The 23,813-nt window shown below is 57.6% G+C and carries 22 protein-coding genes and 1 riboswitch; of the genes, 10 read left to right on the top strand and 12 right to left on the bottom strand.

Going from position 1 to position 23,813, the window contains the following annotated elements; genetic code table 11:
* Nucleotides 1–16: 16 nt before the first annotated feature.
* The 6 genes from RVM24_RS20955 to thiC form a co-directional block, all read right to left on the bottom strand.
* A complete protein-coding gene (locus RVM24_RS20955) occupies nucleotides 17–1,252 on the bottom strand; it encodes a type II toxin-antitoxin system HipA family toxin (RefSeq protein ID WP_431474695.1) in 1,236 nt (411 codons plus the stop codon).
* Nucleotides 1,249–1,512: a helix-turn-helix domain-containing protein gene (locus RVM24_RS20950; protein WP_152437304.1), complete on the bottom strand. Its 264-nt coding sequence runs from the start codon at nucleotides 1,510–1,512 to the stop codon at nucleotides 1,249–1,251. Before RVM24_RS20950 ends, RVM24_RS20955 begins: the two co-directional genes overlap by 4 nt.
* A 224-nt stretch (nucleotides 1,513–1,736) precedes the next feature.
* The gene (gene cpdA / locus RVM24_RS20945; RefSeq protein WP_152437303.1) at nucleotides 1,737–2,543 is read right to left on the bottom strand and encodes a 3',5'-cyclic-AMP phosphodiesterase; all 807 of its coding nucleotides are present in this window, start codon (nucleotides 2,541–2,543) and stop codon (nucleotides 1,737–1,739) included.
* A 214-nt stretch (nucleotides 2,544–2,757) separates the two neighbouring features.
* Nucleotides 2,758–3,243 (bottom strand): DUF1249 domain-containing protein, encoded by a 486-nt coding sequence (locus RVM24_RS20940; protein ID WP_152437302.1) that lies wholly within the window; start codon nucleotides 3,241–3,243, stop codon nucleotides 2,758–2,760.
* Nucleotides 3,240–3,860, bottom strand: a complete 621-nt coding sequence (locus RVM24_RS20935; RefSeq protein ID WP_152437301.1) for an NUDIX domain-containing protein — start codon at nucleotides 3,858–3,860, stop codon at nucleotides 3,240–3,242. Before RVM24_RS20935 ends, RVM24_RS20940 begins: the two co-directional genes overlap by 4 nt.
* Before the next feature lie 458 nt (nucleotides 3,861–4,318).
* The gene (gene thiC, locus RVM24_RS20930; RefSeq protein ID WP_431474694.1) at nucleotides 4,319–6,196 is read right to left on the bottom strand and encodes a phosphomethylpyrimidine synthase ThiC; all 1,878 of its coding nucleotides are present in this window, start codon (nucleotides 6,194–6,196) and stop codon (nucleotides 4,319–4,321) included.
* Nucleotides 6,197–6,277: 81 nt separating this feature from the next.
* Nucleotides 6,278–6,391: riboswitch (TPP riboswitch) on the bottom strand.
* A gap of 138 nt (nucleotides 6,392–6,529) precedes the next feature.
* On the opposite strand from thiC, the gene RVM24_RS20925 reads away from it, so the two are divergent.
* Nucleotides 6,530–7,933 (top strand): TolC family outer membrane protein, encoded by a 1,404-nt coding sequence (locus RVM24_RS20925; RefSeq protein WP_431474693.1) that lies wholly within the window; start codon nucleotides 6,530–6,532, stop codon nucleotides 7,931–7,933.
* 43 nt (nucleotides 7,934–7,976) lie between these two features.
* On the opposite strand, the gene waaA is transcribed toward RVM24_RS20925, so the two are convergent.
* Nucleotides 7,977–9,230 (bottom strand): lipid IV(A) 3-deoxy-D-manno-octulosonic acid transferase, encoded by a 1,254-nt coding sequence (waaA, locus tag RVM24_RS20920; protein ID WP_431474692.1) that lies wholly within the window; start codon nucleotides 9,228–9,230, stop codon nucleotides 7,977–7,979.
* A 102-nt stretch (nucleotides 9,231–9,332) separates the two neighbouring features.
* Between waaA and lpxL the strand changes: the two genes are divergently transcribed.
* The 4 genes from lpxL to RVM24_RS20900 are packed head-to-tail and all read left to right on the top strand — an operon-like array spanning nucleotide 9,333 to nucleotide 13,365.
* The gene (lpxL, locus tag RVM24_RS20915; RefSeq protein ID WP_286253805.1) at nucleotides 9,333–10,289 is read left to right on the top strand and encodes an LpxL/LpxP family Kdo(2)-lipid IV(A) lauroyl/palmitoleoyl acyltransferase; all 957 of its coding nucleotides are present in this window, start codon (nucleotides 9,333–9,335) and stop codon (nucleotides 10,287–10,289) included.
* A 3-nt stretch (nucleotides 10,290–10,292) separates the two neighbouring features.
* A complete protein-coding gene (locus RVM24_RS20910; RefSeq protein WP_431474691.1) occupies nucleotides 10,293–11,255 on the top strand; it encodes a mitochondrial fission ELM1 family protein in 963 nt (320 codons plus the stop codon).
* Nucleotides 11,252–12,361 (top strand): glycosyltransferase family 4 protein, encoded by a 1,110-nt coding sequence (locus tag RVM24_RS20905; RefSeq protein ID WP_431474690.1) that lies wholly within the window; start codon nucleotides 11,252–11,254, stop codon nucleotides 12,359–12,361. Before RVM24_RS20910 ends, RVM24_RS20905 begins: the two co-directional genes overlap by 4 nt.
* Nucleotides 12,362–12,405: 44 nt before the next feature.
* On the top strand, nucleotides 12,406–13,365 hold the full coding sequence (locus tag RVM24_RS20900) for a glycosyltransferase (protein ID WP_431474689.1): 960 nt from the start codon (nucleotides 12,406–12,408) through the stop codon (nucleotides 13,363–13,365).
* 16 nt (nucleotides 13,366–13,381) lie between these two features.
* Here the strand turns inward: RVM24_RS20900 and RVM24_RS20895 are convergent, their stop codons facing one another.
* Nucleotides 13,382–14,182: a glycosyltransferase family 2 protein gene (locus RVM24_RS20895; RefSeq protein WP_230714962.1), complete on the bottom strand. Its 801-nt coding sequence runs from the start codon at nucleotides 14,180–14,182 to the stop codon at nucleotides 13,382–13,384.
* Nucleotides 14,183–14,304: 122 nt separating this feature from the next.
* Here RVM24_RS20895 and RVM24_RS20890 point away from each other — a divergent pair, with 122 nt between their 5' ends.
* Nucleotides 14,305–15,723 carry a mannose-1-phosphate guanylyltransferase/mannose-6-phosphate isomerase gene (locus tag RVM24_RS20890; protein WP_138438165.1) on the top strand — a complete coding sequence of 473 codons (1,419 nt, stop codon included), beginning with the start codon at nucleotides 14,305–14,307 and terminating at the stop codon, nucleotides 15,721–15,723.
* A complete protein-coding gene (locus tag RVM24_RS20885) occupies nucleotides 15,720–16,628 on the top strand; it encodes a lysophospholipid acyltransferase family protein (protein WP_420195140.1) in 909 nt (302 codons plus the stop codon). Before RVM24_RS20890 ends, RVM24_RS20885 begins: the two co-directional genes overlap by 4 nt.
* A gap of 23 nt (nucleotides 16,629–16,651) precedes the next feature.
* Here the strand turns inward: RVM24_RS20885 and RVM24_RS20880 are convergent, their stop codons facing one another.
* A complete protein-coding gene (locus RVM24_RS20880) occupies nucleotides 16,652–17,680 on the bottom strand; it encodes a glycosyltransferase family 4 protein (RefSeq protein ID WP_431474688.1) in 1,029 nt (342 codons plus the stop codon).
* 70 nt (nucleotides 17,681–17,750) lie between these two features.
* Here RVM24_RS20880 and RVM24_RS20875 point away from each other — a divergent pair, with 70 nt between their 5' ends.
* Entirely contained in the window at nucleotides 17,751–18,845 is a 1,095-nt protein-coding gene (locus RVM24_RS20875; RefSeq protein WP_431474687.1) for a glycosyltransferase family 4 protein, read from the top strand.
* Here RVM24_RS20875 and RVM24_RS20870 read toward each other — a convergent pair.
* From RVM24_RS20870 to rfaD, 3 genes are read right to left on the bottom strand one after another with little or no spacing between them, the layout of a single operon-like run.
* Nucleotides 18,829–19,578, bottom strand: coding sequence for a glycosyltransferase family 2 protein (locus RVM24_RS20870; protein ID WP_374815284.1), 750 nt, complete (start codon nucleotides 19,576–19,578; stop codon nucleotides 18,829–18,831). The two genes, RVM24_RS20875 and RVM24_RS20870, sit on opposite strands and share 17 nt — an antisense overlap.
* On the bottom strand, nucleotides 19,575–20,582 hold the full coding sequence (waaF, locus tag RVM24_RS20865; RefSeq protein WP_286253788.1) for a lipopolysaccharide heptosyltransferase II: 1,008 nt from the start codon (nucleotides 20,580–20,582) through the stop codon (nucleotides 19,575–19,577). Before waaF ends, RVM24_RS20870 begins: the two co-directional genes overlap by 4 nt.
* A complete protein-coding gene (gene rfaD / locus RVM24_RS20860; RefSeq protein ID WP_286253786.1) occupies nucleotides 20,579–21,520 on the bottom strand; it encodes an ADP-glyceromanno-heptose 6-epimerase in 942 nt (313 codons plus the stop codon). The genes waaF and rfaD overlap by 4 nt, the downstream gene beginning before the upstream one ends.
* 262 nt (nucleotides 21,521–21,782) lie before the next feature.
* Between rfaD and RVM24_RS20855 the strand changes: the two genes are divergently transcribed.
* A complete protein-coding gene (locus tag RVM24_RS20855; protein ID WP_286253784.1) occupies nucleotides 21,783–22,367 on the top strand; it encodes a D-sedoheptulose-7-phosphate isomerase in 585 nt (194 codons plus the stop codon).
* Complete coding sequence (gene hldE, locus RVM24_RS20850) at nucleotides 22,364–23,812, top strand: bifunctional D-glycero-beta-D-manno-heptose-7-phosphate kinase/D-glycero-beta-D-manno-heptose 1-phosphate adenylyltransferase HldE (RefSeq protein WP_431475424.1); 1,449 nt, start codon at nucleotides 22,364–22,366, stop codon at nucleotides 23,810–23,812. Before RVM24_RS20855 ends, hldE begins: the two co-directional genes overlap by 4 nt.
* The last annotated feature ends 1 nt before the right edge of the window (nucleotide 23,813 follow it).

Genomic DNA, 23,813 nt, shown 5'->3' with positions numbered 1-23,813 from the left:
CGAGCCTCTATGGGAATCAGCGGGTGCGCTTTGGCAGGCGCACCTCGCCTTTCCAGACTTTCTGTTTTTGCTCAGGTTTCATCAGCCGGCCGAGGCCTTTACCCAGTTCACCCAGCATCGATCGCCCTTCCAGTTCGACCGATTCTGCATAGTCAGCAAACTCACGCATACCCCATTCAACCGCAGAGATGCACTCATCAATAACCGCTTCGGCCATTTTCTCGGTGAGGTTGCAGTGCTCCCGGCCGAACCGGATCATAGTCGCCCGGTTTGGAAAGTCCTTTGTGCCACCCAGCTTCAGGGCCAGGGTATCCGCCTCCAGATAAACCGTGGTGTTAACGATGTCATAGGCCGGCGACATCCACGCTTTGCCTGAGGATGCATCCCGATACAGCATGGCAAAATTCTTCAGGTGCGCATCGCCATTCCCGACCAGAACCGACACACATAGTGACCGGAAAAGTATCTCCAGATCCCGATTGGGAGCTTCTGAATAAACTTCGATTGCCTTGGCCACTTGCTCATAGCTGCGCTTGTACTTGTCGTTGGCCACCAGGCCTATCAGTCCACAAATATCCTCCATGCCGAGCCGCTCACCGCTCTCACTGATGTCAAAACGGCGCATGATAAACATTCGAGTATCATCAGACAGGTAGAATTCAGGTACTGAAAGCCCTGCCTTTGCTGCAATAGACATACAGACAAACTCATTGATCGTCAGGCCCGGGAATTCGGCGCCGGCGGACTTTACAATCAATTCCGGCAAAACCACTGAAGACTTCGGCTCAGTATTTTCGGGCACCAGAACCTTCGGCTGGACGCCGGCGATCGTTGTCTGACCCAGATAGCGCTCCACCAATTGCTCAAACAACTGGGGGTTGTCGGTTTCAACCAAAGAGCCCAGAGACATTCCTACGACAGCCTGACGCTCCACCTCCTTCGACTGAAACCCCAGTCGACCTATAGAGCTGTCACCCTGCAGAGCCAGAAAAAACATCTCATCCACCGTTGCGTGCTTGCGAAAACGCTCGATGATCCGCTGGCGCAGATAGCCCTCCGGCAGGTTCATCTCGAACACCGGATGGAGAACAGATTTGCGGTATTCCTGAGGCCTGACGGGCATGGTAAGCGAAACGCACTGTCCCTCATTGACGTTGGAGTCATAAGCAAAGCAAAATTGCGACTCTTTACGCAGTTCACCGGCCAGCCTTCCACCTGCAGACACGCCAAGCGTTTTGATTTTTCGCGTCATTCATCATCCTCAGCAGGGAAAAGAACATCCAGATCATCCAATGTAGGACGACTTTTCACCCTGAATTCCATTTCCAGCCCCAACGTCGCCAAAACCCTCTGCAAGTCTGTTATCCGTCCGGTATAACGACCCGTTTCCATTTCGCTGATGCGCTTACGAAGAACACCGGTTTCATCTGCCAAGGCTTGCTGGCTTTGATAGCCCAAAGCCTTTCGGCGCTCTTTGATCTGTTGCCCCAACTTTCTGGTAATCGCTCCCATACAACCACGCCTGACCCTATATATTCTCAAAATACCAGAAAACCTTCACCATGAGAACATATAGGGACATTCTAGATTTCAATCCAACATCGGAACAATGTGTATCTACGGGCATTATCCGTGTGGTTGCAGCATTATCTGCTCAGCGGGCCGGGGGTAGGCAAGGGCCTGTATGTGCGGATATCAGCGGGAAGAGGGAATTCTGGAGGGCAACCAGAGTTCGCTCAGTAACCGGTACTCTTCTCGTCCAGGTCAAACTTGAACTCATTGGCGCGGCATACTTCCGTGGAGTACTGCCCGGAAGCCTCAAGCTCAAACCAACGGTATCCGGGCGCCAGCGGCTCTACGGCAAATTTACTGGAGCCAGTGGCGAACTGGATGCAAGTGGAAGGCGTGGCAAGCAGCTGCACGCTATTGCGCTGCTGTTGGAGATCCTGGTGAATATGCCCCCAGAGCACGACTTTCACTTGAGGATGCCTGTCGATCACCTGCCAGAAAGCATCACGGTTCTTCAGGCCGATTTTTTCCATCCAGTCAGAGCCAATATCCACCGGGTGATGGTGCAGGCACACCATGGTGGGCAACTCCGGTTGCTGCGACAGTGACTCGTCCAGGAAAGCAAGCTCCGGCGGCGAAAGCTCACCGAACACCTTGCCGTGCACGGAAGAGTCCAACATCACAAAATGCCAGCCACCCTGCACAACCTGTTTTTGCTCGGCCTGAAACTCCGCTGCGATGGAGGCCAACAAATCGGAGTCGTCATGATTGCCGGCAATCCAGAGCGAAGGACAGTTAAACGCTTTCAACTGCTCGCCAAAATACCGATAGGCCTCAGATGACGCATCCTGAGTAAGATCACCGGTCGCGAGGATCAGATCCGGCTGGCCATGGTTGCGCAATACTTCATCAATCACCGCCGCCAGGCTGTCCCGGGTATTGACCCCAAGTAACGCGCCATCTGCCGACGCCATCAGGTGCGGGTCGGTCAGCTGCAATACCTTCAGGGGGCGAGCAGTATGCGCAATGGTCATTCAGGGCCTGTTGTCTTGAGTGCAACCGTTTGATATTTCAGACAAGTGTACGACGGCTGCGTTCCGTTTTATCAGTTTTAAATGGTAGGTAGGTCACATTCTGGCCCGCTACCACAAAGATTTTGCAGTTTTTAACAACTATGGCACAGGCAAAGCCGGGAGCAAGTCAGACTTTCAGGGCACTGTGGCGCCGTTTATGACAGAGACAACGAATTCAGTCGCAGCCTTCGCCCGCAGACCAGGCGGCGTGTTCCATAGGCAGGTGCCCAAACCGCAGGCAGTAATCCAGCCAATCAGCCAGGAACCCGTTGACCTGCACTTTTTCATCAGGATGATGCATAAACCGGTTCGGGTAATCGTTTACCGGCGCAATCTGGCGCTGACGGTAGCAACTGATCACCTCAGCCATGAGCGCGTCATGGTAGACCCGCACCGTTATTTGAGGGTTGTTCAGCCACCGGCCACTGTTGTGCACTTGCTCGAGCAGCAGGGTTTCAGTGAACTTTGCGGTTTGCAGGACTTCGATGCGCACCCGGCCCAAATACTGGCTTTCCCGGTGCAGCTCAAACTCGCAAACGGGCCTACCATCAACCTCCAACTGGCGCAGTTTGCGCAGGCGCTGGTAGTTGCCATCACACAGCGCACCCAGCTGACGTAGATCCGGCACATACGGCTTAGGCCGTTTTACCCACTCGGTCATGCCCGCCACTCCCGGCGCAGCCTGTCACGGTTCAGTTGCAGCCACTGTATCGCAATGATGGCGGCGGCGTTGTTAATACGGCCGTCGGCGACCATGGCAAAGCACTCTTCGGCGCTGACCACGTGGCTGAGAATGTCTTCATGTTCATGCTCCACGCCGAAAACTCCACCCGCCTCGGCCGTACTGACCTGGCCACAGTAGAGGTGAATCATTTCGGTGGTGCCGCCAGGAGAGACCAGGTAATCGCAAATTTTCTCAAGCCGACTGAAACTCAGCCCGGCTTCTTCCTGCCCTTCGCGTTGGGCCACGTCTTCCGGGCTTTCGCCGTCTTCGTTCATGCCGGCCACGAGCTCCAGCAACCAGGGCGACTGGTTACGGCCGAGCGCGCCGAGGCGGAACTGTTCCAGCAGCACCACTTCGTCCCGTTCCGGGTCGTAGGGGAGCACGCAAGTGGCGTCGCCGCGGACGAACAGCTCACGAGTGAAGGTAGGCATGTCGCGGCCGTCAAAGCGCGGGTGGGTCAGCCAGAGCTTGTCCATGCGGAAGAAGCCCTGAAAGACGGTTTCGCGTTTTTCGACGGTGACGTCGCTGGCGTTGAACTGGAACGGTTTCGGCATTCGTGTTTCCGGTTTGGTGTTCGGCTTGGAACGATAGCCTTAGGGGTTGCTTGGGTGCAAGTGTCTTACGGCTGGCTTTGGATTACGGTTCTGCCCACAGCCTGCTGAGCTTGGGAGGTGGGCGTGTCGGGTAGGGCCTCCAAAAACACGCTCCTTCGGCCCATCCCTGGGGCGCTTGGGCTCCGCCATCCCTGGCTCCGCACAGTTTTTGGAGGCCCTACCCGACACGCCCAGTCCAACATTGTGCAATCCGCTCAGAACGAATGCATAGGGTATGAGTAAAGCGATTACTGCAAAGGCCAGTAAGAGCCGGGGTGGTGGCCTTGTTCAGAAACGTGCGGAGCCAGGGATGGCGGAGCCCGAGACGCACAGGGACGTCTCGAGTCGTTTTCTGAACAAGGCCACCACCCCGGCTCTAAGCACCCAGCCAGAAGGCTAGGCGATCACGAACACCCAACTCAAACCTTGTCGTAAAGCTTGGAGCCAGACTCCACGAACTCCCGCGATTTGGCCTGCATCCCGGCATCAATCGCCGATACCTCATCGATGCCGTGTTCCGCTGCATAATCCCGCACTTCCTGCGAGATCTTCATGGAACAGAACTTCGGCCCGCACATGGAGCAAAAGTGAGCGACTTTTGCCGATTCCTTGGGCAGGGTCTCGTCGTGGAAAGCGCGGGCGGTGTCCGGGTCCAGGCCGAGGTTGAACTGGTCTTCCCAACGGAACTCGAAACGGGCCTTGGACAAGGCGTTATCGCGGATCTGGGCCCCCGGATGGCCCTTGGCCAGATCGGCAGCGTGGGCGGCGATTTTGTAGGTGATGATGCCGGTTTTTACATCATCCTTGTTCGGCAGCCCCAGGTGCTCCTTCGGGGTGACGTAGCAAAGCATGGCACAGCCGTACCAGCCGATCATGGCCGCGCCGATGCCGGAGGTGATGTGGTCATAGCCAGGGGCAATATCCGTGGTCAGCGGCCCAAGGGTGTAAAACGGGGCTTCGTCGCAGCATTCCAGCTGCTTGTCCATGTTCTCCTTGATCAGGTGCATGGGCACATGGCCCGGGCCTTCGATCATGCACTGGACGTCGTGTTTCCAGGCAATTTTGGTGAGCTCACCCAGAGTTTCCAGTTCGCCGAACTGGGCGGCGTCGTTGGCATCCGCGATAGAACCGGGGCGCAGTCCGTCGCCGAGGCTGAAGGACACGTCGTAGGCCTTCATGATTTCGCAAATGTCTTCGAAGTGCTCGTACAGGAAGCTTTCTTTATGGTGGGCCAGGCACCATTTGGCCATGATGGAGCCACCGCGAGACACGATACCCGTGGTGCGTTTCGCGGTCAGCGGTACGTGGTGCAGGCGCACACCGGCGTGGATGGTGAAGTAATCCACCCCCTGCTCTGCCTGTTCAATTAACGTGTCCCGGAAGATTTCCCAGGTCAGGTCTTCGGCCACGCCGCCCACTTTCTCCAGGGCCTGGTAGATCGGCACGGTGCCAATGGGCACCGGAGAGTTGCGGATGATCCACTCGCGGGTTTCGTGGATATTCTTGCCGGTGGACAGGTCCATCACCGTGTCGGAACCCCAGCGGATACCCCAGGTCAGTTTCTCGACTTCGTCTTCGATGGACGAGGTGACCGCCGAGTTGCCGATATTACCGTTGATCTTCACCAGGAAGTTACGGCCGATGATCATCGGCTCTGTTTCCGGGTGGTTGATGTTGGCGGGAATAATCGCCCGGCCCCGGGCCACTTCGTCGCGAACAAACTCGGGGGTGATCTCTGGTGGCAGATTGGCACCGAAAGACTGGCCTGGGTGCTGGTCCGCCAGCAGGCCATTTTCGCGGGCTTCCTGCAATTTCATGTTCTCCCGGATGGCGACGTATTCCATCTCTGGGGTGATGATGCCCTGGCGGGCGTAGTGCATCTGGGACACGTTTTTACCCGGCTTCGCCCGCAGGGGTTTACGCTCATCCATAAAGCGCAACGGGTCGAGCTGCGGGTCTTTCATCCGGCGACGGGTGAATTCGGAGGTATAACCGTCCAGCTGCTCCACATCGCCCCTCTCGGCAATCCAGTTGGCGCGAACCGGCGGCAGGCCTTTTCTCAGGTCAATGGAGGCCTCAGGGTCGGTGTAAGGCCCGGAAGTGTCGTACACAACGACCGGTGGGTTCTTTTCGCCGCCCATTTCCGTGGGGGTGTCTCCCACAGTAATTTCCCGCATAGGCACACGCAGATCAGGTCGGCTACCCTGCACGTATATTTTTCGTGAGCTTGGTAATGGTTTGATTGCTGCGGAGTCCACTTTCGCGGAGTCGCTGAGGTAAGCTGGCAAGTCCGTCATGATCTGCTCCCGTTGAGGCTGATGGTGTCGGGTCGCGTATGACGGAGTTACGACAAGATGCCACCAAAGGCATGTTGACGCGGTTCATATGGTCTTAATTCCTACGCCGGTATTATCCGGATCAGGTCGCGGGTTCTGCGCTGCAATCTCAGCCGATCACCACACTCTGGCGATTCGGCACCCCGTCAAGACGCGATAAGTATTTTGTTTTGCTCACAAACTGGTTGAGCTATGCAAGTGTAGAGGCCGGACTGATTATTGTCCATAATGGCCAACCAATACCTTTGGGTCATTGCCGGGCAGATTCCCGGAGTTAGTTTTTCAGGAGAAACAATGAAGAAACGTCTACTTCCAGGATTGATCACCCTGCTCGCAGCCCAGCCTGCGCTTGCTCTGGATCTGATGGAAACCTACGAGAAAGCCCTGTCTTATGACTCCGGCATTGCCTCTGCCATGGCACAGTTCCAGGCACAGCAGGCAACCAGCGATGTCAGCAAGAGCGCCCTGCTGCCCAAAATCTCGGCGGTTGGGTCAGCAAGCTACACACGTTTCGAGCCCAGGAATATACCCGGGGGGGCAAACGCCGATGAGCTGACGCGGCAACTCTTCTCGGGAGACAGTTATCGAACCTACCGCTACGGCGTCGAGCTGACCCAGCCACTGTTCCGGGCTCAAGACTGGTTCCGCTACGATGCCAGTCAGTTCCAGACCGAAGCCGCCCAGGCCCAGTACAACCTGGCCCAACAGCAGCTGATTCTGGATGTGGCCACTGCCTACTTCAACGTGCTGCGTGCCCAGGATACGGTCACCACCGCCCGCGCTACAGAGGCCGCCATACAGCGCCAATATGAACAGGCTCAGGAACGCTTTGACGTTGGCCTGATCGCCATTACCGAAGTTTACGAGGCGCGCGCCAGCTACGACGACAGCAAGAGCCAGCGCATTGCTGCGGAGAACCAACTGAACGTGGCACGCGAGCAACTGGCCCGGCTGACCGGCGAATACGCAGAGGACCTGGAAAACCTGCGAGAAAACTTCCCGCTTGGCCGGCCAGAGCCGATGGACCCTTCCGCCTGGGAAAACACCGCGCTCGAGCAGAACTGGGTTATCCAGTCTGCGCTGTATCAGCTGAATGCCAATGAAGCCAACCTGAAGGTTGCGAAATCCGGCCACCTCCCCACGCTTGACCTGTTTGCGTCTTATGGCAAGTCTGAACTGGATGGAGCCAAGAATACTCAGCAGGAAGGCACACAAGGCGTGATTGGCCTTGAGCTGAATGTTCCACTCTACATGGGCGGTGGCACACAAGCCGGCGTGCGCCAGCAGCGCTCGCTGGTTACCGCCGCTCAGGAAGACCTGAACACCACGCGCCGGGATGTTCGGGTAAATACACGCAGCCTGTACCTGACCGTAAACAATAACGTTGAAACCGCCTCGGCTCTGGAGCAGACCATCATCTCCCGCCGCAGTGCGCTGGATGCCACCCGTGCCGGTTACGATGTGGGAACCAGGAACATTGTGGAAGTGCTGGATGCCGAGCGGGCGTATTACGTTGCCCTTAGGGACTATGCCAATGCCCGCTACGACTACGTGATCAACACGCTGCAGCTGAAGCAGGCGGCAGGCACTCTGAGCCCGCAAGACCTGATTGAACTGAACAACTGGCTCAGCGCCAACGCCAGAGGCATCGAAGCTCTGGCAGAAGAAGATCTGACCCTGGACGACCCAACGCAGTAACGGCGTCATCGTTCGTGTGATTCCGGTGGCGACCGCCCCGGAATCACAGCCTTTCGATTATCCCCTCAACCACCCTATCCAGCGCGCCCCGGTTTTTATTAACCACGGCCAGCGCTCGCTCCCCATAGGCCTTGCATTCCGCCAGGTTGGCAAACAACCGATTGATGGCCCGGGCCAGATCGTCTGGCTCTTGAACCAACTGCACACCCTGGTCTGCCAGCAACCGTTCGTAGATGGTCTCAAAATTGAACACATGAGGCCCGGAGAACACCGGGATACCCCAGGCTGCCGGCTCCAGCGGATTGTGACCGCCCCGTTCGATCAGTGAACCACCCACAAAGGCAAGGTCGCTGGCCCCATAGAGCATCATCAGCTCCCCCATGGTATCGGCCAGATAAATCTGCGCCCCTTCGGCACTCTGCGCCAGGGATCGCCGTACCACCTGAAAACCCAACTCCTGCGCCATCACCGCCACGGTATCAAAGCGTTCCGGGTGGCGCGGTACAATAATCAACAGGGCATCAGGGTGTCTCGCAAGCACCAATCGGTGAGCCTGAAGCAGCTGTTCATCCTCGCCACTGTGTGTGCTTCCGGCGATCCAGACCGGACGTGGGCCAAGTGTGGTACGAAAACGTTCAGAGGCAAGCCGGACATCCTCCGGAATGTCGACATCGAACTTCACACTGCCCGTCACCTCCACGTGGCTTGCCGCAACCCCAATTCGACGAAAGCGTTCTGCATCAGGTTCTGCCTGGGCAGCCACCCAGGTGATGCTTTTCATGATCGGCGCCGCCAGCCCCCTGACCCGCTCGTAGCCCCGGGCCGAGCGCTCCGACAGCCGGGCGTTGATCAGAAACGCCGGCACGTTTTTGCGGCGGCACTGGCTGATCATATTGGGCCAGATCTCGGTTTCCATGATGACCAGAATGCGGGGATTGACCCGCCGAAGAAATCGACGGATGGCGCCCGGTGTGTCGTACGGCGCGTAGGCATAGGTTACCCTGTTACCAAACATTTTCCGGGCCTGGGCAAGGCCGGTGTCGGTCATGGCGGTCATCAGAATGGTGGCACCGAGATTGCGCGCCAACAGTCGACGCACCATGGGGCCGGCGGCGATGGTCTCGCCCACGGAGACCGCATGCACCCAGATTACAGGCCCGGGTATGGAAGGCACGTGGCCCAGGCGATGCTGCCAGTCTTGCCTGAGCGCCGGCGCCTTGCGGCCTTGCCACCAAAGCCGGATGAGAATAAACGGCAGAGCCAGGCGAATCAGCAGGGAATAGATAAACTGGAACACGCAGGACTCCCGGCAAAACAGTGCGTTATCATAGGGCGAAAAATGTCGAGGGGTTGCATCTTGCCCCCGGGTTAAACGTTTGTCGATGCAGGATTCACGATTTTGAAAAAGAAGTACCGCAAACTTCCAAGGAATACCGACTATTCAGCTTACCGTCATCCTCGCTGGTGGCCAACCTGGCTGGGTATCGGGTTGATGTGGCTGGTAGCACAGCTTCCCCTCCGTGTTCAGTGGTGGCTTGGCAAGGTGATCGGGTTGCTGGTTTGGAAGTTAGCTAAAAGCCGGCGGCACATTACCGAAGTCAACATCCGGCTGTGCTTCCCGGAACTGAACGAACAGCAACAGACCGCCCTGGTGCGCAACGCATTTATCGCCAATGGTATCGGATTGATGGAGCTCGGCATTGCCTGGTTCCGGGACCCGGCCAAGCTGACCGGCATGACCCGCATTCACGGTATCGAACATTTCGAGAAAGCGCTGGAAGCCGGCAAGGGTGTGCTGCTATTGGGCGGCCATTACAGCACGCTCGACCTGGGTGGCAGCCTGGTCACCGAATACATAGAAGCCGACGTCATGCAGCGTGATCACAACAATCCGTTGATGAATGCCGTAATGACCAGGGCCCGGGGCCGGCGCTATGGCAACGTACTAGGTGCCCGCGACCTGCGCGGCCTGTTCAGGAGCCTCAAGAAAAATCGCGCCGTGTGGTACGCGACAGATCAGGACTACGGCCGCAAGGACATCGTGTTCGCCCCCTTCTTCGGCATTCCCGCCGGCACCATCACAGCCACCTCGCGAATTGCCGAACGCAGCGGCTGTAAAGTCGTGCCCTTCAGCCATTTTCGCCGCGATGACAAGCCCGGCTATGACATCTATTTCCACCCCGCCCTTGAGAACTTCCCAAGCGGTGACGACCTGGACGATGCAACCCGGATCAACGCCGTCATCGAGCAGGAAATTCGCAAAGCGCCAGACCAATACCTGTGGATGCACCGGCGCTTCAAAACCCGCCCTGACCGCGAAGACCCCGGCTTTTACGGGCGCAAGCGCAAGGAATAACCCGTGAGCAATCACTCGCAAGCACCGGTTGTCTGGCTGCTGACAGACAACAAGCCCGGCCACAAAAACCAACTCAAGGGGCTGGGCAATCGCCTGCGGGTGCTGACCGGCGCGGCGCTCTACTGGATCAGTGCCGAAGAATACCCGGTACCTCTGTGGCGGGCCCTGCTGGGTGTGGCCCCAGCTATGGATACAGCACTGCCCAAACCGGACCTGATTGTGGCCGCAGGCACCGGTACTCATCGTTTATTACTGGCACTTCGGCGCCTGGGCAAGGCCAAAACCCTGGTACTGATGAAACCGGCCTTCCCACTGGGCTGGGTAGATGGCGCGATTATCCCGACCCATGATGAGGTAAAGCCCGCTAACAACATCCTGCACACCGAAGGCGTGATCAACACCATCACACCCCTCGCCCGGCTGACCAGCAAACCGGAAGCCCTGATCCTGGTGGGTGGGCGTTCGGAACATTTCGATTGGAACGACGATGCCATTCTGAACCAGGTCAGTGACCTGATAGCCCGCTACCCTCAGTGGCGCTGGACCATCACCGATTCCCGGCGCACACCAGAAAGCACCACCGATCGGCTGGCCGAATTGCAGAGCCCGAAAATCTCCGTAGTGCATCACACCCGTACCCACGACGACTGGCTCAGCCACCAGCTCGCTGCTTCCCGCGCGGTCTGGGTAACGCCGGACAGCATTTCCATGGTGTGCGAAGCCGCCACTTCCAGCGTTCCCACCGGCCTGCTGAACCTGAATGCGCGTGCCAACAGCCGCGTGGCGAACGGAGTAAAACGCCTGGCAGAGCGGGGGCTGATTGCCCACTGGGCAGACCATGCCAGCGTGATGGCCGAACAGGCGGAAAGACATGAACGCCTCTGGGAGGCCGACCGGGCTGCCCGATGGGTGGCGGGCAACTATTTGGCTGCTTTTCAGCAATCAGGAAAGGAGGCCAGGCAATGAAGATTCTCCAGGCTCTTCCTGCGCTCTATAGCGGTGGCGTGGAAAGAGGCACGGTGGAATTCGCCGCCGAGCTGGTCAAGCGTGGCCATGAGTCTTTTGTGGTCTCCAACGGTGGGCCCATGGCAGAGCAAGTGCGCGGCCAGGGCTCAACCCACATCCACATGCCCATCCACCGGAAAACGCCCGCGTCATTCGGGCAGATTCTGCCCATGCGCAAGCTGTTGCAGGAGCTGCGGCCTGACATCGTGCATGTGCGCTCACGCATGCCCGCCTGGATTATCCATCTGGCCCTGAAGACCCTGCCTGCCGACCAACAGCCCGCCGTTGTCTCGACCTTTCACGGCATGTATTCCGTTAATCCCTACAGCGCCATCATGACCAGGGCGGACCAGATCATTGCCGTCTCCAATTGCGTGCGGGATTACGTGTTGAAGAATTTCGAGGTAGCGGAAGACAAGCTGACGGTGATCCAGCGCGGCGTCGACATCGACGCCTTCCGCAACCGCGCCATCAACGACCAGTGGCTGGACATCCTCCTGTCCCGCTTCCCCCAACTGGCCGGCAAGAAAATCATTATGATGCCCGGCCGCATTTCCCGCTGGAAAGGCCAACTGGACTACCTTGAAGCCATGGCCCGCATTGTCCGCCAGCGGCTGGACTGTCACGGCATCATCGTGGGCGGGGCCGAACCGGGAAAAGAACGATTCCTGCAGGAGCTTGAAAAAGAGCGCAGCCGGCTTGGCCTGACCGATAAAGTCACATTCCTCGGCCAGCGCAACGACATGACCAACCTGTATCTGTTCGCTGATGTGGTTTGCCACATGTCCACCAAGCCGGAACCCTTCGGACGCACGGTGACCGAAGCCCTGGCATCCGGCACGCCAGTGGTGGCCTACAACCGGGGCGGTGCGGCGGAAACGCTGCAGGCATGCTTTCGGGACGGACTGGTGACGCCGGATGATACCGGGGCATTCGCCAGTGCGGTGCTGGGATTGCTGGATAAGCCCCGGCCAGAGATTGAGTTGCCGGAGCGGTTTTTGTTGCGGACGCAGACGGAGGCGACGCTTCGGGTATACCAGCAGGCCCTGAACGGGAGGCCCGATTGAAGGTCGCCCTGATACTCGCAACGCCTGGTAGTGCCTGGGGTGGCATGGAAAAACATGTGGCGGACCTGGCGGAAGCCCTCACGAGCCTCGGGCATGAGGTGCACATAATCGCCCATCCTGACTACCGCTCGCACTTCCCATTCGCCGAGTTTCATCCGTGCCCGATGAAGCTGAGCCGAAACAACCCCTGGCTTCGTTGGTGTGTTTCCCGGATATTGAAGCGGGTTTCGCCCGATATTGCTCATGCCCACGGCAATAAAGCCGCCGTCATACTCGGCAGGTTGCCTCGTCAGACCTGGCAAACCGTAGGGACGATTCACGGAAGCAAATCAAACCTTCGCCCTTTCCTTGTGCTGGACAAAGTCATTGCCGTCAGCGGGTCGATCTACGAGGGCCTTAGTCACCGGTCCCGTCATCTGATTTACAATGGAATCCGGAAGGAAACCCCGGAATCGCCCCCCGGCAACTATCCACTCCCCGAAACAACGAACGTCATTGCTGCCGGGAGGCTGGAGCCAGTAAAGGGGTTCGACATGCTAATCCAGGCATGGAGCATGATCCATGACCGCTTTCCGACGGCACACCTCACCATCTTTGGTGACGGCTCTGAAGCCAGAAACCTGCATCGGCTGATTGGCGATGAAAGCCTGAGACACTCGGTGAAGATGGCAGGACACCAAACAACGCTGGCATCGGCATTGTCCAATGCAGACTTGATGGTTCTCAGCTCAAGGCGGGAGGGGTTTCCTTACGTTTTGATCGAAGCCTTGATGGCCGGACTGCCGGTGGTCTCAACCCCGGTTTCCGGCAGTGTCGACCTGCTTCCCGAGAACGCGCTCGCCAGGGACATTTCCGCGCAGGCTATCGCCGACGTCATCGCCAGCGCACTGAACAACCTGGATGGTCTTCAAGAATCTGAGCAATCCGCATTCGACTATGCGCAGACACACCTCTCGCTCAGGGGCATGGCAGAGGCAACCGTCAGAGTGTATCAAGCCGAATAGCACCTGTGAGAGCGTCTTACTGCTCCTCGCCACCGGAACGACTGATTATCTCGAGCATCTGCAATTCCCTTGCCTTCGCCAACCGCATGAAATTACGGTTTGCGGCCACTACTGAAACACTGAACCCGAACCAGCCATTCAATACCTGACGGTGGATCAGGTAATACTTCAAAAACTTCAAAGGAAATTCGACCATCAAACGCGGGGTCGAAATTCGCCTGCCCTTCTCATAGAGGAACCGGGCCTGCTCACTGGACAGTTGAATGTACTTTCTCTCCATCTGCTCCAGAGAAATCAATGTCCTGTGCAAGACATCGCCTTTGAGCTCCAACACGCTACCTGTATGCACTCTAGGCCGATCATCGTTACTGTGTTTTTCCGCATGGATCGCAGCCCGTTTCCGATTGTAGAGCCGCAGGATCTTCTTGGACTTGTCGTGCCGAAAAGGGTGCCTCGGGTTGGGGGACGACAAAACCCAACGCATACGATAACCAGCGATATCCGGAGAGATCGGCTTGGAAAACAGCTGCTTGATGTTTCGTACCAGGGTATCGGAAAGCACTTCATCAGCATCCAGATCAAGTACCCAGTCGTTCGCACACAGGCTGGCGGCATAGGCCTTCTGGCTCGCAAAGCCTTCCCATTCCCGATAAACCACCCGGGCGCCCGCGGCCTCTGCTAGTTCACAGGTTCGGTCTGTACTACCCGAATCAACAACGATGATTTCATCAGCCCAGTCCTTCACCTTCTCAAGAGATTCCGGCAGCCTCTGCTCTTCATTCAACGTGATGTAGTAAACCGATAACGGCAGTTTCATCATAAACACCCGCAAACTGGACCCTGCTCGGCCCCAAACACTGCCGAGTTAGCGCACCTGTGATAATATTCAGCCATCAGAAAAGGACAATGCTGACCGAAAGCTACGCGTGGAGCAAACACATGATTCACCCCGTCATTATGGCCGGAGGCACCGGCTCTCGCCTTTGGCCGTTATCCAGGCAACTGAACCCCAAGCAGTTCCTGAAACTGACGGACCAACATCTATCCATGCTGCAGCTGACCGTGGCCCGGCTGGATGGGATGGAATCCGCCGATCCACTCCTGATCTGCAATGAAGACCACCGTTTTCTGGCGGCCGAGCAAATGCGCCAGGCGGGCTACAAAGATGCCCGAATTATTCTGGAGCCCTGTGGGCGCAACACGGCACCGGCCATCGCTCTGGCAGCCCTGCAACTGGTCAAGAACATCGATGAAAATCAGAACCCGCTGATGCTGGTTCTGGCCGCAGACCACTTGATCAAAGACATCGCTGCGTTCCAGAGCGGCATCCAGAAGGCCATTCCTCTGGCTCAGGAGGATAAGCTGGTGACCTTCGGCATAGTACCCGGCCATGCGGAAACCGGTTACGGCTACATCCAGCAAGGCCCGAAATTGGCCGCCGACAGTTTCAGTGTCAGCCGGTTTGTAGAGAAGCCCGACCAGACTACCGCGGAAGAATACCTCGCATCCGGTGATTACCTCTGGAACAGTGGCATGTTCCTGTTCGGCGCCCGCACCTACCTTCAGGAACTGCAGAAACACCGCCCGGACATTCTCGCCATCTGCCAGGCAGCGCTGGACGACGCCAGCGAGGATCTGCACTTCACCCGCGTGAATGAAAGCGTATTCGCCGAGTGCCCGGAAGATTCCATCGATTACGCCGTGATGGAAAAGACCGATAACGCCGCCGTGGTAGCGCTCGATGCCGGCTGGAGCGATATCGGCTCCTGGTCCGCCTTGTGGGAAGTTTCCGAGAAAGACAGCTGCGGAAACGCATTCAGCGGTGATGTCATCGCCCATAACACAGAGAGCACTCTGGTGCGGGCAGACAGCCGCCTTGTGGCCACGGTTGGCGTGAAAGATCTGGTGATCATTGAAACCAAAGACGCCTTGCTGGTCGCCCATAAAGATCAGGTCCAGGATGTCAAAAAGGTGGTTGAACGCATCAAGAATGATGGTCGACACGAGCACATGAATCACCGGGAAGTCTACCGGCCCTGGGGTGTATATGATTCCATCGATAATGGCCACCGCTACCAGGTGAAACGCATCACCGTGAAGCCCGGCGCCAAGCTGTCTGTCCAGATGCACCACCACCGGGCAGAACACTGGATTGTCGTCAGCGGCACCGCAAAGGTAACCAATGGCGAGGAGTCGTACCTGGTGACCGAAAACCAGTCCACTTACATACCGGTCGGCCAGATCCATTGCCTTGAAAACCCCGGCGTTATTGATCTGGAACTGATTGAAGTGCAGTCCGGATCCTATCTGGGCGAAGACGATATTGTACGATTCGAGGACCGGTACGGCAGATCATGAGCAAATTCAAGTATTACCTGATTGCCGGCCTGTTGCGGATGGTTAGCTATTTACCCCTGGGAGCCGCACAGTTCATCGGCAAATGGCTGGGGCTCCTGGCCTGGAAACTGGGCGGCAGGCCAAAGAAGATCACCGACATCAATCTGGACATCTGCCTGCCGGAACTCACCGAAGAGCAGCGCAGGGACCTTTCCAGAGACTCGCTGGCCCATACCGGCATGACGGCCCTGGAGATCCCGCTGATGTGGGAGTGGCCCGTCGATAAGTGCCTCGGGTTGATCAAGGAAACGGAAGGCCTGGAGCTGGTTGATGAGGCCCTGGCGACCGGCAAAGGATTGATCTTGCTCGCGCCCCACCTTGGCAACTGGGAGCTGGCCGGCCTGTTTTTCTCCTCCCGGTATAAAATGGCCGCACTATACAGCCCTCCGCACATCAAGGAATTCGAAGATTACATGATTCGGGTGAGGGGGCGCCTGGGCTCCGAACTGGTGCGCGGCGACCGTAAAGGCCTGATGCGCCTGATGGGTATTTTGAAGGAAGGCGGCGTAGCCGGCATTCTCCCCGACCAATCTCCCCGGGGCAAAACCAACGCCTACGCGCCCTTTTTTGGCATGGACGTGATGACCATGACCCTGGTCGGCAAGTTGGTACAGAAAACCGGGGCCAATGTTCTGGTGACCTACGCCGAGCGCCTGCCCAACGGCGAAGGCTTCAAGATTCTGGTCACTCGGGCGGAGCCTGGCATTGGTGCCGATGATACAGTGGCCGGCGCCACCGCCTTGAATCAATCCGTGGAAAAGGTGGTGCGAATGGCCCCTGAACAGTACCAGTGGGAGTACAAACGTATGCGGCACCGGCCGCCGGGGAACCCGAATCCTTATAAGCCCGGGCAGATTTGCGACTAACCGCCCGGCTGCCAGGAACTCCCTTAGGATTGCAAGGTTGCGGAATAGAGTCCCAGGTAACGCTCCGCTACCGATGCAGGGCTGAACGCTGTTAATCCAGCCTGGGCAGCGTCTGCGAAAGCGGCGGCCTGCTCTGGGTTATCGAGGATAAACTGAATCGTCGACGCCAAAGCCTCCGGGTCACCCGGAGATACCAGAAGACCATTCGCTTTATCGGAGATCAGATCAGGAATGCCTCCGGCTTTGGCCCCAACCACCGGCACACGATGTTGCATGGCCTCAAGAATCGTTGAGCCAAGCCCCTCGGAGAGTGAGGGGAACACGAAGACATCCAGAGCTGCCAACCAATCCCCGACGTTATCTTTATGCCCCAGAAAACTGACGTTGGGCAAACCCTGTGCCTGGGACTTGAGCCACTGTTCATCTGGCCCTTCTCCCAGGAAAATGAACTGCACGTCTGGCCTGAGGCTGCCCAGCAAACGCGCTGCCTCAATCGTGATGTGATAACCCTTGTGCTTCAGGAGGCGCCCCACTTGGCCAACCAGGCGTTTGGCGGGATACTGCTGCCGGATAGCTTCGACGGCGTCTGGTGCGGCGGGAAAGCCTGAGAAACTCGAGGGAATGATGACAGTGTCCACGCGGCCCAGTCGCTGTTGTACAACTGATTCAATGGCCGAACTCAGGCAGACGACGGTCGCGGCTCCGCCATAGGCCGCAGACGTCAGGCGCCCGGTTCCGATGGGATTATCGACTCGCCGTGTGACGACGTAAGGCGTTCTACGCAGGCGGGACTCGATCCAGGCCCAGTAGACTGATTTACCGTCGTGGCAATGAACGAGGTCCCAATCCCCCTTGCCGTGGCCCAGCAGAAAATGTGCAGTCTCTCGCCTACCGAGCGATTGGATGCTTTCCAGCTCAGCCCATAGACGACTCCCCGGCCGGGCCACCAGCGATTGCTGAATGCCACGCTTCGCCAGCTCCCGAATCAGGTTTACGGTCTGTCGCTCACCACCGGAAAAACCTCCGGCCAGATTTACGTGGCAAATGTGCATACCAACTCGGCCCCGTCGATGTTTTAATGGCGGCAGTGTAAGAGATCGACCATGAAAAGGACATAACACTGTGAAGCTACTTGTAATCAGCTCCTATGTAGATACCTGGAACTCTGTTCGGCCAGAAGCCGAAATGCTGATCGGGCTGGCAAAATTGGGTGTCGAAGTTGAGCTGATGACACAACCGGATGCGGAGTACCGCTCCCGATTTGAAGAAAACGGCATCAAGGTACACGGTTTCCATCCCCGAAAGAAAATAGAGCCTGAAGCCATTCGTCGAATTCGTCACCTCCTGATCGAAGGCAAGTTTGACGCCGTGTACTGCTTTAACAACAAAGCCATCGCTAACACCAACCTTGCGGCAATCGGCCTGCCAGTCAAAGTTATGACCTATCGAGGCCAAACCGGCAATATCAGCCGCTGGGACCCAAGTGGCTACCTGACCCACTTAAGCCCACGGGTGGATCGAATTATCTGCGTTTCCAAAGCAACCCGCGATGACCTACAAAAGCACGTCTGGGGCAACAAAGACAAAGTTTGTACGGTCTATAAAGGCCACGATCTCGACTGGTACCAGGATACTCCGGCAGACCTCAAACAATTCGGCGTACCGGATGGCGCCTTTGTGGTTGGGTCGGTGGCAAATATCCGCCCCAGAAAAGGACTGCCAATTCTGCTGAAAGCCACACACCTTTTACCCGCGGACAGCAACATCCACCTATTGCTCGTGGGCCGGGGAATGGACAATCCAGAGGTTCAGGCTCTAATCCAGGCCAGCCCGATGGCCGACAGAATTCACCTGACTGGATTCAGAAAAGACGCGCCAGCCATCATTGCGTCCTGCCAGGTATCCGTGCTGGCTTCGACCAAACGTGAGGGGCTTCCAAAAACGGTGATTGAAGCTATGGCCTATGGCGTTGCACCAATCGTCAGCGATACCGGAGGAAGTGCGGAGCTCATTGAAGATGGCGTTTCCGGCATACGCGTAACGCCCGGTAGCGCTGAAGAAATTGCTGCAGGCATTCAGCGGCTGCATGAATCCCCAGAACTATGCGCAAATATGGGCCAAAGCGCTCGAGATAGAATCGCCTCGCACTTTCACGTACAGCATTCGTCTGAAGCCCTTTTGAAGGTGCTGAGCGAAACCGTCAACGGCGAGTTTTAATCCAGAGTGCTGCGTATTTGTTGAAGGCATAAATGGCGGTGGTGACGGCCAGCAAAAACCCATGCCGGCCGTCCAGAAAACCCCTTTGAAGCAGATACTTCCGGACAAATGCGCCTAAACTGTGGGTGCAGGCGGAAAACAGTGAGGCTTTCTTGCCACGGCGGGCCCGCCCCTCGGCCCAATCCTCTGCATAACGGACGGATTTCGACATGTAATCAGGGAAATTGGTCGCGGTATAGTGCAGTAGATCCCCGCCCAATGTCTCCACGCTGGCGCCTGGGCAGTGTACCTTTTCATGCACCAGCGCATCGTCATAACCGAATTCTTCACGGCGGTACAACCGGACCACTTTGTCGGGATACCAGCCAGAGTGCCGGATGAAACGGCCAAAAAACCACGACAACCGCTTTACCTGAAACACCTTCTTCGCCGGAGCCTGTTCGATGGCGCGCTGAATGGAGGAGGCCAGTTCCGGGGTGACCACTTCGTCGGTATCGATCCAGAACAACCACTCGCCCTGCGCGTGGCTTTGGGCCCTCTGACGCTGCGGACCAAAGCCTGGCCAGTCGTCCGATTGGAAAATGCGCGCCCCGAATTGCTCGGCGACGGCCAGCGTATCGTCCGTAGAACCAGAGTCCAGCACTACAATCTCATCGGCAAAAGCCAGACTCTCCAGGCATTTGGCAAACTCAGGCCCTGCGTTTTTGGTAATCAGTACCGCGCTGAGTTTCACTGGCACGCCTCCAGAACTCGCTGCACGGAAATACCGGTCAAGCAGTTGTAATGGCCAAAACGGCAGGTGCGCTCAAAGCAGGGACTACACTCCACCGGATGCCGGACAATCGTCGCCTTATCCGTCAGCGGAGGCGTGAAATCCGGGCTGGTGGAACCGTAGATGGCAACCACATCAGCACCAGATGCGGCGGCCACGTGCATCAAGCCGGAATCGTGACTGACCACTTTGCGGCAATGACTGAACAGGTCCACGGTATCTTCCAGGCGGGTTTTGCCACAAAGATTGAACACGCCCTCCTGACCATTGGCAATCTGCTCACCCGGCTCCATATCTTTCGGACCGCCCATAACCCAGACCTGAAAGCCCTGCTGCACCAGTTTTTCAGCGAGCGCCCGGTGGTTTTCAAGAGGCCACTGCTTTGCTGGGCCGAACTCCGCACCGGGGCAGATGGCAATGGCGGGGCGTTCCGGGTCCAGGCCCAGTTTGCCCATCACGTCGTTCAGGTTCGCTTTGTCAATCGTCAGTGACGGTTGTGGCACATCAAACCGATAGGTTTCGTAATCCGCCTTGCTGGCCCCAAGCCCCATGTAGCGCCACACGGTTTTGTCGGTGATGGTAGAGCCGTCTCGAGTTGGGTGTCTGCGCCGGGCATCGGTCAGTAGAATCGAGCGCCCTTCCCCACTGAAACCCACTCGCTCGGGAATGCCTGCAAAGAAAGGGATCAAAGAGGACTTGAACGAACGCGGCAGGACAATGGCTTTATCATACCCTTTCAGCGTTCTGGCCAGTCGCCACTGAGCCTTCAGGGCCAGCTCGCCACTTTTCCAGGGTGCCGCAATGCCTGTGTTGACCTCAGGCATACGGGCGATGATCGGGAGCGACCACCCGGGAGCCAGCACATCGACTTCTGCTTGCAGGTCCTGCTGCTTGAGGGACATGAACAGCGCCTGGGCCATGACCATGTCACCCACCCAGGACGGCCCTACCACCAGGTATTTCATCGGTCCAGCCAGGCCAGATAGCTCTCAACACCGCTGGCCACATCAGCAAAATCAGCGGTGTAGCCAACATCACGCAAAGCGGTAATATCGGCCTGCGTAAAGCTCTGATAGCGCCCTTTCAACTCATCCGGGAAGGGAATGAACTCAACACTGCCCTTGCCGTGGTAGCGGATAACAGCCTCTGCCACATCCAGAAACGACTGGGCGCGCCCTGTACCCAGGTTGAAAATGCCGGATTGTTCGGGGTTGTCGTAGAACCAGAGGTTGACCTTGCAGACATCATCCACGTAAACGAAATCCCGCTGCTGACCACCATCAGAGTATCCATCCCACCCCTCGAACAGCTTGGGGTTCTGGCCGGCCTTGATCTGTTCATGCAGGTGATAGGCCACGGACGCCATCTTGCCCTTGTGCTGCTCCCTCGGGCCATACACGTTGAAGTAGCGGAAACCAACAACCTGGCTGCGGGCGGAGGGCAGAATCTTGCGCACGTACTGGTCAAACTGCCACTTGGAATAACCGTAAACGTTAAGCGGTCGCTCGCACTCGCGCTCTTCGCGAAATTCATCACTGGCTCCGTAGACGGCGGCACTGGACGCATAGAGGAACGGCACCTTGCGATCAAGGCACCAGTGCAACAACACCTTGGAGTAGGTGTAGTTGTTCTCCATCATGAACTTGCCATCCCACTCGGTGGTGTCTGAACAGGCCCCCTCGTGGAAGATGGCCCTTATACCCACCGGCAGGTCATTCGCTTTGACCCGCTCCAGGAACTCGCCTTTGTCCATGTAATCCGTGACATCCAGCTCCGCCAGGTTCCGGAAACGGGTACCGTCGGTCAGATCGTCCACCACCAGAATATCGGTTTCGCCACGCGAGTTAAGGGCGTGAATAATGTTGGCTCCAATGAAACCGGCACCGCCAGTGACGACAATCATGGTAAGGCTCCTGAAATTTCTGTGCGGACAGGCCAGAAGATGGCCGCTGTGTTCAGCCGTAATACTAACCTCTTTTGTACCTGCCTAAAACAACCAGAGCCCGAGTCTCCATCGGCCAGAACCATGATGAACACTGGATTAACGGGCGGTTAGTCTGTGAAAAAGCATATGGGACGCCTGTTGCGGCCATGGTACACTTCGCGCTTGGAACTGGTGCTGCCGCACCGGGTCGACTTTGGGATTGTTCATACCGGAGGCTCACATGTCCCAGCAAAGCAGTTACCTCGCCACCCTGGAACGGCACCGCAAAACCTTTGCAGTGATGGAAGAACACCAGGAAGCCGTCGAGCAACTGTTGGAGCTGACGCGCCAAAGCCTGAAACGGGGCGGCAAGATCATTTTCTTGGGCAACGGCGGCAGTGCTGCAGATTCGCAGCATTTGGCGGCCGAGTTCATGGTCCGCTATAAAAAAGAGCGCGGCCCCCTGGCCTCCATCGCCCTGACCACAGACACGTCCATTCTGACAGCACACCCGAACGACTACGAATTCGAGACCGTATTTGAGCGACAAGTTCTGGGCCTGGGAAAGCCTGAAGATCTGGTGATCGGCCTGACCACCTCCGGCCAGAGTGAGAACATCAACCGGGCCCTGAAAGCTGCCAACGACATGGGCGCCGCAACCGTTGCTCTGACCGGCCGGGATGGCGGCAAGGTAAAAGACATCGCCAGGCTGTCCATCATCATCAACAGTGACGAAACCGCCCGCATCCAGGAGGCCCATATGTTCATCGGCCACTGGCTGTGTGAAGCGATGGATGAGGTGGTGCTGTCCGGAGGCCTTGACTGATGCTTGATCTGGCCCGGCTGGACCAGCTTCAGAACGCCTCTGTGCTGGTGATTGGCGATGTCATGCTCGACCGCTATTTCATTGGTGACACCAACCGCATTTCACCGGAAGCACCGGTGCCGGTGGTACGCGTCGCACACACAGAAGACCGGGCCGGCGGTGCCGCCAACGTTGCCAGAAACATTGCCCACCTTGACGGCCAGGCCGCCATTCTTGGCATCATCGGCAACGACACAGACGGTCGTTTGCTGAAAGATCTTCTGGTCAAGGAAAAGGTCCATTCCGAGCTCCTGGAACTGGACGACGCACGCACCATATCCAAAACCCGTATTATCTCCCGCCATCAACAGATGGTTCGGCTAGACATGGAAGACACCTTTCCCGTCGCCCAGGCCGAAAGCATTAAGCAGCGTTACGGCGAACTGGTTGAGCAATACAATACCGTCATCATCAGCGACTACGCCAAAGGCACCCTCGCCTGTGTTGGCGACTTGATCCAGGCTGCGCGAAAGGCCGGCAAACAAGTGCTGGTGGACCCGAAAAGCAAAGACTTCTCCCTGTATCGTGGCGCAACCGTCATTACCCCAAATCTGAGTGAGTTCAAGGCCGCCGGCGGAGATGCCTCCTCAGATGACGCCATGCTGCGTTCGGCCCGCGCCATGCTGGCCGACGCGGGCATCGATACCATGCTGCTGACCCGTAGCGAGCAAGGCATGAGTCTGATCACCCCGACGGAGCACCACCATTTCCCGGCGGAAGTCCTGGAAGTAAGCGATGTCACCGGCGCCGGTGACACTGTGATTGCTACACTGGGCACCTTGCTGAGCGCCGGGTTTGATCTGAAAGACGCCGCCTGGCTGTCCAACCTTGCGGCTGGCATTGTGGTCGCCAAACTAGGCGCCGCAACCGTTTCCCCGGAGGAACTGGCTGCCCGCGCCAGCCACCAGTGGTCGGCCAAGACCAGCGGCTACCACCCCAGCGTCGAGCAGAGCCTGCTGCACATTGATTACGCCCGACAACAGGGCGAACGGATTGTCTTTACCAACGGTTGCTTCGACATCCTGCACGCCGGCCATGTGCGCTACCTGGCCCAGGCCCGGGCGCTCGGTGACAGACTGGTTGTCGGGCTGAACTCCGATGCCTCCGTGCGTCGCCTGAAGGGCGAGGAGCGCCCGGTGAACTCGCTGGAAGACCGGATGGAAGTGCTATCCGCCCTGGCCTGTGTGGACTGGGTCATCCCCTTCGGTGACAACACTGAGGAGAACGACACCCCGGAGCAACTCATCAAACGGGTGAATCCGCAGGTGCTCGCCAAAGGCGGCGACTACTCAATCGACACCATCGTCGGCGCGGACTTTGTTCAGGAAAACGGCGGTGAGGTTGCCATTCTGCCCACGGTTGAAGGCCGTTCCACCACCGGGCTGATCAAGAAAGTTCGAGGCTGAT

Source organism: Marinobacter sp. KM021, from assembly GCF_050707965.1.
GTDB classification, from domain to species: domain Bacteria; phylum Pseudomonadota; class Gammaproteobacteria; order Pseudomonadales; family Oleiphilaceae; genus Marinobacter; species Marinobacter shengliensis.
Note: the sequence above shows the minus strand (reverse complement) of the source record. Positions and strands in the feature narration are given on the sequence as shown.

Bases quoted from the DNA above. Each gene is read 5' to 3' on its own strand.
- RVM24_RS20955 (WP_431474695.1), bottom strand. From the start codon at position 1,252: ATGACGCGAAAAATCAAAACGCTTGGCGTGTCTGCAGGTGGAAGGCTG.
- RVM24_RS20950 (WP_152437304.1), bottom strand. From the start codon at position 1,512: ATGGGAGCGATTACCAGAAAGTTGGGGCAACAGATCAAAGAGCGCCGA.
- cpdA (WP_152437303.1), bottom strand. From the start codon at position 2,543: ATGACCATTGCGCATACTGCTCGCCCCCTGAAGGTATTGCAGCTGACC.
- RVM24_RS20940 (WP_152437302.1), bottom strand. From the start codon at position 3,243: ATGACCGAGTGGGTAAAACGGCCTAAGCCGTATGTGCCGGATCTACGT.
- RVM24_RS20935 (WP_152437301.1), bottom strand. From the start codon at position 3,860: ATGCCGAAACCGTTCCAGTTCAACGCCAGCGACGTCACCGTCGAAAAA.
- thiC (WP_431474694.1), bottom strand. From the start codon at position 6,196: ATGACGGACTTGCCAGCTTACCTCAGCGACTCCGCGAAAGTGGACTCC.
- RVM24_RS20925 (WP_431474693.1), top strand. From the start codon at position 6,530: ATGAAGAAACGTCTACTTCCAGGATTGATCACCCTGCTCGCAGCCCAG.
- RVM24_RS20905 (WP_431474690.1), top strand. From the start codon at position 11,252: ATGAAGATTCTCCAGGCTCTTCCTGCGCTCTATAGCGGTGGCGTGGAA.
- RVM24_RS20900 (WP_431474689.1), top strand. From the start codon at position 12,406: ATGGAAAAACATGTGGCGGACCTGGCGGAAGCCCTCACGAGCCTCGGG.
- RVM24_RS20895 (WP_230714962.1), bottom strand. From the start codon at position 14,182: ATGAAACTGCCGTTATCGGTTTACTACATCACGTTGAATGAAGAGCAG.
- RVM24_RS20890 (WP_138438165.1), top strand. From the start codon at position 14,305: ATGATTCACCCCGTCATTATGGCCGGAGGCACCGGCTCTCGCCTTTGG.
- RVM24_RS20885 (WP_420195140.1), top strand. From the start codon at position 15,720: ATGAGCAAATTCAAGTATTACCTGATTGCCGGCCTGTTGCGGATGGTT.
- RVM24_RS20880 (WP_431474688.1), bottom strand. From the start codon at position 17,680: ATGCACATTTGCCACGTAAATCTGGCCGGAGGTTTTTCCGGTGGTGAG.
- waaF (WP_286253788.1), bottom strand. From the start codon at position 20,582: ATGAAATACCTGGTGGTAGGGCCGTCCTGGGTGGGTGACATGGTCATG.
- rfaD (WP_286253786.1), bottom strand. From the start codon at position 21,520: ATGATTGTCGTCACTGGCGGTGCCGGTTTCATTGGAGCCAACATTATT.
- RVM24_RS20855 (WP_286253784.1), top strand. From the start codon at position 21,783: ATGTCCCAGCAAAGCAGTTACCTCGCCACCCTGGAACGGCACCGCAAA.